Genomic DNA, 10,855 nt, shown 5'->3' with positions numbered 1-10,855 from the left:
GCTCCCCCGGCGCTCAGTCATAGATCGCCTCCACCAGCCACTGCCCGCCCTCGACCGCGAGCAGCAGGGCGGCGCCGTCGGCCAGGCACACCTGGAACCGGGCCCGGCGGCGCGCCTCGGCCGGCGCCCACCAGCGTTCGTCCACCGGCCACGGGCCGGCCCACCCGGTGATCTCGGCCGGGCGGCCGTCGCCGACTGTGAGCCGGGCCGGCGCCGCGCTGACCGTCAGCCGCGCGCTCACCACGACCGGCTCCCCGGCGGCGTCGCGCACGTCGGCCGGCAACGGGGTGGGCAGCACCACGGCCGGCGCGGGCGGCGGGATCCGCCCCGGCCACGGCGGCTCGGCCACCGCCCGGCCCCGCCCGGCCCGCCGCCCCGCACCACCCCCGGCGGGTACGACGACAGGGGCGGACGCGGCACCCGGAGCGGCCCCGGCGGGCGGCAGGGGTGGCGGGCCGGGACGTGCGGGCGCCCGCTCGTCGCCCCACGGGACCAGGCGCACCTGGTCGGCCGGGGACCGCCCGCCGCCGAGCACGGCGGTGACCACCGCCTCGGGGCCGAGGATGCCCTGCACCCGGCTCAGCGCCCGGTGCGCCCGCTCCCGCTCCTCACCGGTCTCCCCCCACAGCCCGGGCTGCAGGCCCGCCTGGGCGAGCACCCCGTCCGGCACCAGTCGCAACCGGACGATCCCGGCGGTGGGCCGGGCCGGACGCGTCCCGCCCCGGCCGTTGCTGCCGGAGAGCCAGCCGTCGAGCTGCCAGCGGACCCGGTCGGCGATGGCCGCGGCGGTGAGCAGGCCGTCGTGCCGCCAGACCCGGTGCAGCTCCTGGCCGTGCGCGGTGACCGCCTCGATGCCGAGGCGGGTGCAGGCCAGCCCGTACCCGGCCAGCCGCTCGTGCAGCCGCTCGGCGAGCATGCGGGCGGCGAACGCGGCGGCGTCGACCCGGTCGACCGGCTCGTCGTAGTCGGCGGTGACGGTCAGGTCGGCGGGCGGCTGCCGGACCGCCAGCGGACGGTCGTCCCGGCCACCGGCGAGCCGGTGCGCCAGCGCCCCGTCGAAACCGAACCGGGCCAGCACGTCCCCGGCCGGCAGCGCCGCGAACTCGCCGAGGGTACGGACGCCGAGCCGGCGCAGCAGGTCGGCCAGCGCGGGCCGGCCGAGCGCCTCGACCGGCCGGGCGGCCAGGAACTCACGGGTGCCGCCGGGGGCCACGATCCGGCCCTCCCGGGCGGCCAGCCCGGCCGCGAACACCCCGTCGGCGATACCGGCCTGGCTCTCCACCGCGCAGCTCTGCGCGACGTGCTCCACGATCCGCTCGGCCGCCGCCTCCTCACCGCCGAGGTAGCGGCTCGGCCCCCGGGCCGCCGTCGCGCAGGCGCCGGGCCGGATCACCTCGACGCCGGCGACCACCTCCTCCACGGCGGCCACCACCGGCTCGAACGCGCGCACGTCCCGGCCGGGGTCGTGGTCGACCACGGTGAGGTGCGGGCAGCGCCCCTGCGCCTCGCGGCGGCGCAGCCCGCGCCGGATCCCCTCGGCGCGGGCCCGCTCGGAGCAGGCGATCACCCGGTTGGCGTGCAGCACCACGACCGGGTCGGTGGCGGGCACCCCGTCGACGATCTCGGCGGCGAGGACCGGCCAGTCCGGGCACCAGAGCAGCAGCGTCCGCTGCGGCACGCCGCTCATGCCGGACCGGCCGCGGCGAGCGTACAGGCGGGTGGGGCGACCACGCGCAGCCGGCGCGACGGCGCGGCGGACGGGGCGCCGAGCCCGGCCGAGCGGGGGATCACCCGGGTCAGCTCGTCGCCGGGCAGCCACACCTTGATCTCCTTGGGACGGGCGGCGGCGCCCCGGCCCCGGGCCGAGACGGTCACCTCGCGGCGGCGCAGCCGCCCGCGACCGGCGCCGAGCCCCTGCCAGACGCCCCGGACCACCTGGAGTGTGACGTCCGCGCCGTCCCACCGTCCGTACGGGACGAGCACGCTTCCGCGCTGCCGGGCGCGGGCGGCCAGCCGGGTGGCGACCGAGGCGGAGACGGTGGCCGGCACGGCGGTGACCACCACGTCGACCCCGTCGATGAGCGCGGCGACCACCGTGGGCCACTCCGGGCCGGGGTCGGGCACCAGGGCCAGCCGGTCCAGGGCGATGCCCGCCTCAGCCGCGGCGCCCGCCCCGAATGTGGGTACGCCGACCACGGCGCACCACGAGCCGGCCCGGGACGCCTCGGCGAGCAGCGCGAGGATCAGCGAGGTGGCGCCGCTGCGCCGGGGCTGGCCGGCGCCGACCGCCACGGTGCTGCCACGCCGCAGGCCGCGGTTGGGCAGCAGCCCGGTCAGCTCGGCCCGGACGGGCAGCACCCGGTGACCGCCGGCCGGGTCGGGCGCGCTCGCCGGACGGACCAGATCGGCCAGGGCGGCGGAACCGACCACCATGCGGCCCGCCATCGGACCAACCCCCCGTCGTGTTTCGCCACGGGCCTCGCCCGTGGATGGTGCTGTGGATCGTGTCGTGCGCGGCACGCGTGTGCCGTGGGTGCGGCGCCCGGCCACCCGGGGTCCCGCCGGTGGTGGCCGGGCGCCACGAATCAGGCGGCGGCTGCTCCGGGCCGGGGCGGTGAGTCGGAGGCGCCGAGCCGCAGCGGGCGGGGCAGGCCGTCGAGTGCCGGCTGGTGGGCCAGGCCGAGGGCGGTCTCCACCACCGTCACGAACTCCTCGGCGGCGCGCAGCAGGTCGTCGGCCTCGCGGGCGGTGACCACGCGGGGGATGCCGGCCTCGGCGGCGGCCCGCTTGCTCGCGCCGGCGGCGAAGTAGGCGGCCCACTCGTCCAGCTCGGGGGCGACGGTGGCGAGCAGCACCCAGACGCTGGTGATCCGGTGCCGGCGGGTGGGCGCGGGACGGGCCCGGGCGGCGAGCACGGCGGCGGCGGCGCGCAGCGCCGCCAGGTGGGCGGCGGCGTACCGGAGGCCGTCGGGGCGGGTGCGGGCGGCCTCGGCCAGCCCGTCGCGGGCCACCGCGAGCAACTGGGCGGGGGTGCGGTGCGGCAGCACGTGCGCGGGCACCGTGGGCGCCTGGGCCGGACTGGTCGGCATGGGTCTCTCCTCCGCGTGTGGCCGGGGCGGGCGGTCGCGCGACGGGGAACGTCGCCCGGTCGCCCGGAGCGGTCGGTGCGGAGGAAGACGCACCTTTCAGGTGGCGGCCGGCCGGATGTGGACGCTTCCCCACACCCACACCCGGCCGGCGTGCCGGCGGGTCCGTCGCCCGCCGCCCGGGGGTCGTGGGCGGCGGGCGACGACCTGCCTGACGGGCCCGGACTCGCGACTGTCCGAGACCCGGTGCGGCCCGCGGTGCCGCACCTCCCGGAAGCCGGTGCCGCGAAACACCGCTTCCGGAGCGTTCGACGAGTGCGCGACCGGCTCGGATCAGGCCGGGCCAGCCGGGGAGCTGAGCCGCTTGCCGTTCGGGTCGAACCGAACGTCGAGCGAACCTGACTTCGAGCCGAACCTGACTTCGAGCCGGAATCGAACACTCGTTCTAACTACCCTGACAGTACACCTCCCCACCGACGAAAACGCAACGTGTGACGCGCCGGGGACGCACGGGAGGGCGACGGCCCCCGGCGGGGCCGTCGCGGGGTGAGGGAAGAATGGGTGCATGCAGCCACACCCGAACGTGCAGGCGGTGCAGCGCGCGCTCGACGACGCGGGCGCGCGGAACGGATCGGGCGAGGCCAGCCTCGTCCGACTGCTGCCCGACGCGGTGCACACCGCCGCCGCGGCGGCCGAGGCGCTCGGCGTCGCCGTCGGCGCCATCGCCAACTCGCTGATCTTCGACGCGGACGACGCGCCGCTGCTGGTGCTCACCTCCGGCGCGCACCGGGTGGACACCGCCGGGCTGGCCGCCACGCTGGGCGTGACCCACCTGCGCCGGGCCACCCCGGAGTTCGTCAAGCAGCACACCGGGCAGGTGATCGGCGGCGTCGCACCGGTCGGCCACCCCGCTCCGCTGCGCACCGTCGTGGACACCGCACTGGCCGGGTACGACGAGGTGTGGGCCGCCGGCGGCGTACCCCGGGCGGTGTTCCCCACCACGTACGCGGAACTGCTGCGGATCACCGCCGGCACCCCGGCCGAGGTGGCGTGAACCCCGGACTCGTCACGCTGCACGTGTGGCGTGTGCCCCGCCGGGCCGTACCCGGTGTGCTGGGCCGGATGGCCACCCACCCGGCACGGCTGCGCCGGCTGCCGGGCGTCCGCTTCGCCAAACTGCTCGGCACCGGGACCGGCACCGGCTTCGGCCCCGGCGACGCCGACCTGACCCGGTGGGCCGCACTCGTGGTCTGGGACTCCCCCGCCGACGCGGCCGGCTTCGACGCCTCCCCGGTCGCCCGCTCCTGGGCCCGGATCGCCCGCGCCGCGGTACGGGTGGACCTGCGCCCGCTGACCAGCCGCGGCCGGTGGTCCGGCCGCGAGCCGTTCGGCACGCCGTCCGGCGGACGGGTCACCGGGCCGGTGCTGGCGCTGACCCGGGCCCGGCTGCGGGCCCGCCGCGCGGCCACGTTCTGGCGGGCGATCCCGCCGGTCGCCGGCGCCCTGCACGCCGCGCCCGGCCTGCTCGCCCGGTTCGGCGTCGGCGAGGCGCCGCTGGGCTGGCAGGGCACTGTGAGCGTGTGGCGCGACCCGGCGGACCTGGTCGCGTTCGCGTACCGTTCCCCGGAGCACCGCGCCGCGATCACCCGTACCCCCACCGAGGGCTGGTACGCGGAGGAACTGTTCGCGCGGTTCGCGGTGGGCGACGTGGTCGGCGACCGTACGGTGCTGGGCTGGGCCGCCGAGGGCGCCCCGGAGACGGCGAGAGGGCACGCATGAGGCTGGTGCGGTGGACACCGGACGACCTGGTCCGGCGGCTGGACGACGTGGTGGCCGTCTACGGCGAGGCGATGGGCTACCGGCCCGACCTGCTGGAGGCCCGCCGCGGCTACATCGCCACCCACGTCCGCCGGCCCGGCTTCCGCGCCGTCGCCAGCCTGACCAACGAGGGACACCTGGCCGGTTTCGGGTACGGCTACCGGGGCGCCACCGGGCAGTGGTGGCACGACCAGGTGCACCGGGCGCTGAACGCGCAGGCCCGGCAGCGCTGGCTGGCTCACCCGTTCGAGGTGGTGGAGCTGCACGTCCGCCCGCCCGCGCAGGGGCACGGCCTGGGCGCCCGCCAGTTGCGCGCGCTGCTCGCCGTGGCCGAGGGCGACACCACGCTGCTGTCCACGCCGGAGGCCGACGAGGAGAAGTCCCGGGCCTGGCGGCTGTACCGCCGGTTCGGCTTCGTCGACGTCCTGCGCCACTTCCACTTCCCCGGCGACGAGCGGCCGTTCGGCGTGCTCGGCCGGGACCTGCCGCTGCCCCCGCCGGATGCCCCGTGAGCGCGAGGAGTGAGCCGGGTTTGCGAGCCCCGCAGTCGCGAACGAAAGGGCGACACCGTGAGCGCGAGGAGTGAGCCGGGTTTGCGAGCCCCGCAGTCGCGAACGAAAGGCGGCACAGTGAAAGCCGCCCGGCTGCCCTGGGCGCTGCTGGCCGCGCTGGTGCTCGCCCAGATCTGCTACCCGCTCACCGGCGGCGCGACCCGGGCCGGGCTCACGGTGGCCACCGTGGTGCTCGGCTGGCTGCTCTCGGTCGGCCACGCGCTGCTCACCCGCGGCGTCCGTACCGCCGTCGCGCTGGTCGCGGTCGTCACCGGCGGCGGGTTCGCGGTCGAGGCGATCGGCGTGGCCACCGGGTTCCCGTTCGGCAGCTACGACTACTCCGGGGAGCTGGGCCCGAAGCTGGCCGGGGTGCCGCTGATCATCCCGCTCGCCTGGACCTGGATGGCCTGGCCGGCCTGGCTCACCGCGGTCCGGCTGGTCCGTTCCCGCATCGCGCGGATCGCGCTCTCGGCGGTCGGACTGGCCGCCTGGGACCTGTTCCTCGACCCGCAGATGGTGGCCGAGGGCTACTGGACCTGGCTCGACGCCACCCCGGCGCTGCCCGGGCTACCCGGCATCCCGGTCAGCAACTACCTCGGCTGGCTGGGCTTCGCGGTGCTGCTCGCAGTCGCGCTGCGCCCGCTCGCCGGGCCGTCGGCGGACCGGGTCGACGGCCGGGACGCCCCGATGTTCGCGCTCTACCTCTGGACGTACGCCTCCAGCGTGCTGGCGCACGCGGTGTTCCTGCGGCTGCCCGCGTCGGCCCTGTGGGGCGCGGCCGGGATGGCGGTGGCGGCGGTGCCGCTGGCGGTGACGCTGTGGCGGGCCCGTCAGGACCGGACCGGCACGCCGGAGCCGGCGCCGCGCGTCGACGCCCCGGCATGATCGCCGCCCTCGCGCTGGCCGTGGCGGTCGCCGCGCTCACCGGGCACACGCTCGTCAACGCGCTCGCCTGGCTGCGCCGCCCGGCCACCGGCCCGGCCGAGGTGGACGAGCCGGTGGCGGTGCTGCTGCCGCTGCGCGACGAGGCCGAACGGGTCACCCCGTGCCTGCGCGCGCTGCTGGCCCAGCGCGGCGTACCGGACCTGCGGATCGTGGTGCTCGACGACGGATCGACCGACGGCACCGCCGACGTGGTCCGCGCGGTGGCCGGTGACGATCCCCGGGTCACGCTGCTCACCGGCGTCGCCCCGCCGCCGGGCTGGCTGGGCAAGCCGCACGCCTGCTGGCAGCTCGCCACCCGTACCGGCCCGGAACCGGCAGTGCTGGCCTTCGTCGACGCCGACGTGGTGCTCACCCCGTACGCGGTTGCGGCGGCCGTGACCGAGTTGCGCGCGGCTGACGCGGCGCTGCTGTCGCCGTACCCCCGGATCGTGGTGCGGACGGTGGGCGACCGGCTGGTGCAGCCGCTGTTGCAGTGGTTGTGGCTCACGTTCCTGCCGCTGCGCGCGATGGAGCGCTCGCGGCGGCCCTCCCTCGCGGCGGCGGGCGGGCAGTTCCTGGTCGTGGACCGGGCCGGCTACCTGCGGGCCGGCGGGCACGCGGCGGTGGCCGACAAGGTGCTGGAGGACATCGAGCTGGCCCGGGCGGTGAAGCGGGCCGGCGGGCGGATCGCGCTGGCTGACGGATCCCGGCTGGCGTCCTGCCGGATGTACGACACCTGGCCGCAGCTGCGCGACGGCTACACCAAGTCGCTGTGGGCGACGTTCGGGCACCCCACGGCGGCGGCGGCCGTGCTGGCGCTGCTGGTCGCGCTCTACGTCGCGCCGCCGCTGCTGGCCGCCGGGGCGCTGCTCGCCGGCACGCCGGCGGTGGCCGCCGTGGCGTTCCTGGCCTACCTGGCCGGCGTCGCCGGGCGGGTGGTCAGCGCCCGCGCCACCGGCGGGCGGGCGTGGCCCGACGCGCTGGGCCACCCCGTGTCGGTCGTGGTCCTCGGTTGGCTGACCGTCCGGTCGTACCATCTGCGGAAGCGACGCCGGCTCACCTGGCGGGGTCGCCCGGTCACCTAGGAGGGGCACGCCATGGCGCGCATCGTGGTCATCGGCGCCGGGGTGGGCGGGCTCGCCACCGCCGCCCGGCTCGCGGTCACCGGGCACGAGGTCACCGTCCTCGAACGGGCCGGCACGGTCGGGGGCAAGCTCGGCCGGTACGCCCACCACACCCCGGAGGGGGTGTGGCACTTCGACACCGGGCCGAGCCTGTTCACCCTGCCGCAGGTCTTCCACGACCTGTTCGAGGCGACCGGGGCGAAGCTCGACGAATACCTCGACCTGGTCCCGCTGGACCCGATCGTGCGGCACGTCTTCCCCGGCGGCGGGCAGGCGCTCGACTCCTGCGCCGACCCGGACGAGTTCGCCGCCCGGATCGGCGCCGCGTTCGGGGACCGGTCCGCCGCCGACTGGCGCGGGCTGTGGCGGCGCGCCGACCGGGTGTGGGCGGCCTCGCACCGGGACATCCTGCGCCGTACCGTCGACTCGCCCCGCGACCTGGCGGCGCTGGCCTGGCGGCTGGGCGACCTGGCCGCCATCGGCCCCGGCCGCAGCCTGCGCGGGCTGGGCCGCCGGCACCTGTCCGACCCGCGGATGCGGATGCTGCTGGACCGGTACGCCACGTACACCGGCGCCGACCCGCGCCGCGCCCCGGCCGCGCTCGTCGCCGTCCCCTACGCCGAGCTGGCGTACGGCGGCTGGTACCTGCGCGGCGGGCTGGGCACGCTCGCCGACGCGCTGCTGTCGCGCTGCCTGGACCTGGGCGTGGTGGTGCGCACCGACGCCACCGTCACCCGGATCGACGCCGCGGGCGGGCGGGTGCACGGGGTACGCGTGGCCGGGGCGGCCGCACCGATCCCGGCCGACGTGGTGGTGGCAAACGTGGACGCGCTCACCGTCTACCGGGACCTGCTGCCCGACCCGCGTCGCCTGGCCGCGCTCACCGACCGCAGCCTGGCCGGGTTCGTGCTGCTGCTGGGCGTACGCGGCGACTCCGGGCTGGCCCACCACACCGTCTTCTTCCCCCGCGACTACGACGCCGAGTTCGACGCCGTGTTCGGTGACCCGGGTCGCGGGGTGCGTGCCCGCCCGGCGCCCGACCCGACCGTGTTCGTCACCGCCGCCGACGACCCGGCGGTCCGCCCGGACGGCCACGAGGCGTGGTTCGTGCTGGTCAACGCGCCCCGGCACGGCACCGCCGCGAGCGCCGTGAACTGGCGGCGGCCCGGCCTGGCCGAGGCGTACGCGGACCGGATCCTCGACGTGCTGGCCGAACGCGGTGCCGACGTGCGGGACCGGCTGGTGTTCCGGGAGATCCGCACCCCGGCCGACCTGGACGCGGCCACCGGCGCGCCGGGCGGGGCGATCTACGGCACCGCGGGCGGGCTGCTGCGCCCGGCCAACCGGGGTCCGGCGGCCGGGCTCTGGCTGGTCGGCGGCTCCAGCCACCCGGGCGGCGGGCTGCCCATGGTCACGTTGTCCGCGGAGATCGTCGCCGAGGCGGTCGGCCCGGCCTGGTGAGGGTGTAAGGAGGGGGCCCTTCTTAACGCCTCCGGTAGAGGAAGGGCCCCTTCTTAACACGGGCTGACCGCCGCGCCGGCTACGCGGGCGCGGGCGCGGCGGTCAGCCGGCGTCGACCAGGGCGCGGCGGACGGCGGAGAGCAACTGCCCCAGGCCGAACCCGGCGAGCAGCACCCAGACCGTGGTGGCCATGGTGATGGTGCCGGCGGTCAGGTCGGCGTCGATCAGCCCGGTGAGCCCGGCGACCAGCAGCCCGACCAGCGCGACGCAGACCCGGGTCGGCCGCTCCCCCACAGTCACCGCGCCGATCTCCCGCATCCCGGCCGAGACCGCGCGCGCCCGCACGTACTCGTGCAGCCAGGACAGCCCACCGGCCGCCGCGACCAGCGCGCCCGGCGCGCCGAGCAGCCAGAACGCGACCAGCCAGGCCACCTCGCCGAGCCGGTCGGCGACCGAGTCGTACACGTAGCCCAGCCGGGTGGTGCGGCCGGTCGCCACCGCCACCGCGCCGTCGACGCTGTCGGCCACGGCCGCCAGCAGCACGAACAACGCGCCCAGGAACGGCCCGTTGCCGGGCCGCTCCACGAACAGGGGTACGCAGAAGCAGAGCAGCACCCCGAACACGGTCACCGGGGTCGGGCCGACGCGCAGCCGGCCCAGCACGTAGCCCACGTGGTAGGCGAAGCGCAGCCAGGCGCGCACCACCGGCGCGGCGGTACGCGGATCGAAGCCGCCGTGCAGCCGCGCCCACGCGGTCGCGTACTGGTCCCAGTTCAGCTGTGTGCCCACCACGGATCAACCGTAGAAGCACGGCGCGGGTGTCGTGTGGCGGGTGGTCACACCCGTGCGGCGGCGCGCAGCCGCTGCCACACCTCCCGGGTCGCAGTGGACCGGTTGAGCGTGATGAAGTGGATCCCCGGCACGCCCTCGTCGAGCAGCTTCTCGCACATCTCGCTCGCCTGCTCGACGCCGAGGCGGCGGACCGCCTCCGGGTCGTCGGCCACCTGCTCGAACCGCTCGGCCAGCGCCGGCGGGAACGGCGCGCCGGACAGCTGCACCGAGCGTTCGATGGTGCCGATCTGGGTCACCGGCATCACCCCGGCCAGGATCGGCGTGTCGCAGCCGGCGGCTGCGACACGGTCGCGCAGACGCAGGTAGTCGTCGGCGTCGAAGAACATCTGGGTGATCGCGAACTCCGCGCCGGCCCGGCACTTGCGGACGAAGTGCGCGGTGTCGCTGTCCACGTCCGGCGAGCGCGGGTGCTTGTACGGGAACGCGGCCACGCCGACGCTGAAGTCGCCGCTGTCGCGGACCAGCCGGACCAGGCCCTCGGCGTACCGGACGCCCTCGGGGTGGGCGATCCACTCGCCGCCCGGGTCGCCCGGCGGGTCACCCCGCACGGCCAGCACGTTGCGCACCCCGACCGAGGCCAGCCGGCCGATCACGTGCCGCAGCTCGGCCACCGAGTGGTTCACCGCGGTCAGGTGCGCCATCGGCAGCAGCGTCGTCTCGGTGGCGATCCGCTCGGTCACCGCGACAGTGGTGTCGCGGGTCGAGCCGCCCGCGCCGTAGGTGATCGACACGAACGAGGGCCGCAGCGACTCCAGCTCGCGGATGGCCTGCCAGAGCAGTTTCTCCCCGGCCGGGGTCTTCGGCGGGAAGAACTCGAAGGAGAACGTGGGGCGGCCGTCACGGATCAGCTCCCCGATGGCCGGCTGGGGATTGGGAAGGACCGAGGGAAGACCGAGCGCCACGGACCGACTGTAACCGGGACGGCACGCCGCATCGGGAATCTTCCCAGCCCGCGAACACCTGTCCCGGCGCGACGTCGTACCCCGGGGGTAGAAATGCGGCAGCGCGGTGGGGCGGCCGACGGCCGTTCCGGGGGCCC

At 77.0% G+C, this 10,855-nt stretch carries 11 protein-coding genes; 6 read left to right on the top strand and 5 right to left on the bottom strand.

Going from position 1 to position 10,855, the window contains the following annotated elements; genetic code table 11:
• Positions 1-13 precede the first annotated feature (13 nt).
• From FHX31_RS06505 to FHX31_RS06495, 3 genes are all read right to left on the bottom strand, one after another.
• Positions 14-1,687 (bottom strand): Y-family DNA polymerase, encoded by a 1,674-nt coding sequence (locus FHX31_RS06505; protein WP_184975465.1) that lies wholly within the window; start codon positions 1,685-1,687, stop codon positions 14-16.
• Positions 1,684-2,445, bottom strand: a complete 762-nt coding sequence (locus FHX31_RS06500; protein WP_184975461.1) for a hypothetical protein — start codon at positions 2,443-2,445, stop codon at positions 1,684-1,686. Before FHX31_RS06500 ends, FHX31_RS06505 begins: the two co-directional genes overlap by 4 nt.
• A gap of 140 nt (positions 2,446-2,585) precedes the next feature.
• Positions 2,586-3,089 carry an SAV_6107 family HEPN domain-containing protein gene (locus tag FHX31_RS06495; RefSeq protein ID WP_013475768.1) on the bottom strand — a complete coding sequence of 168 codons (504 nt, stop codon included), beginning with the start codon at positions 3,087-3,089 and terminating at the stop codon, positions 2,586-2,588.
• A 562-nt stretch (positions 3,090-3,651) separates the two neighbouring features.
• Here FHX31_RS06495 and FHX31_RS06490 point away from each other — a divergent pair.
• From FHX31_RS06490 to FHX31_RS06465, 6 genes are all read left to right on the top strand, one after another.
• Positions 3,652-4,140, top strand: coding sequence for a YbaK/EbsC family protein (locus FHX31_RS06490; RefSeq protein ID WP_013287627.1), 489 nt, complete (start codon positions 3,652-3,654; stop codon positions 4,138-4,140).
• Positions 4,137-4,865 carry a monooxygenase gene (locus tag FHX31_RS06485; protein ID WP_013287628.1) on the top strand — a complete coding sequence of 243 codons (729 nt, stop codon included), beginning with the start codon at positions 4,137-4,139 and terminating at the stop codon, positions 4,863-4,865. Before FHX31_RS06490 ends, FHX31_RS06485 begins: the two co-directional genes overlap by 4 nt.
• The gene (locus tag FHX31_RS06480; RefSeq protein ID WP_013287629.1) at positions 4,862-5,416 is read left to right on the top strand and encodes a GNAT family N-acetyltransferase; all 555 of its coding nucleotides are present in this window, start codon (positions 4,862-4,864) and stop codon (positions 5,414-5,416) included. The genes FHX31_RS06485 and FHX31_RS06480 overlap by 4 nt, the downstream gene beginning before the upstream one ends.
• A 117-nt stretch (positions 5,417-5,533) precedes the next feature.
• A complete protein-coding gene (locus tag FHX31_RS06475) occupies positions 5,534-6,340 on the top strand; it encodes a carotenoid biosynthesis protein (protein ID WP_114921034.1) in 807 nt (268 codons plus the stop codon).
• A complete protein-coding gene (locus FHX31_RS06470) occupies positions 6,337-7,464 on the top strand; it encodes a glycosyltransferase family 2 protein (RefSeq protein ID WP_184975457.1) in 1,128 nt (375 codons plus the stop codon). Before FHX31_RS06475 ends, FHX31_RS06470 begins: the two co-directional genes overlap by 4 nt.
• A gap of 12 nt (positions 7,465-7,476) precedes the next feature.
• Entirely contained in the window at positions 7,477-8,964 is a 1,488-nt protein-coding gene (locus FHX31_RS06465; RefSeq protein WP_013475765.1) for a phytoene desaturase family protein, read from the top strand.
• Positions 8,965-9,066: 102 nt separating this feature from the next.
• On the opposite strand, the gene FHX31_RS06460 is transcribed toward FHX31_RS06465, so the two are convergent.
• Positions 9,067-9,756: a CDP-alcohol phosphatidyltransferase family protein gene (locus FHX31_RS06460; RefSeq protein ID WP_013287633.1), complete on the bottom strand. Its 690-nt coding sequence runs from the start codon at positions 9,754-9,756 to the stop codon at positions 9,067-9,069.
• A 44-nt stretch (positions 9,757-9,800) separates the two neighbouring features.
• Positions 9,801-10,718 carry a methylenetetrahydrofolate reductase [NAD(P)H] gene (gene metF / locus FHX31_RS06455; protein WP_013287634.1) on the bottom strand — a complete coding sequence of 306 codons (918 nt, stop codon included), beginning with the start codon at positions 10,716-10,718 and terminating at the stop codon, positions 9,801-9,803.
• Positions 10,719-10,855: the final 137 nt, after the last annotated feature.

The sequence above is a fragment of the Micromonospora sp. CNZ286 genome (genome assembly GCF_014207755.1).
Note: the sequence above shows the minus strand (reverse complement) of the source record. Positions and strands in the feature narration are given on the sequence as shown.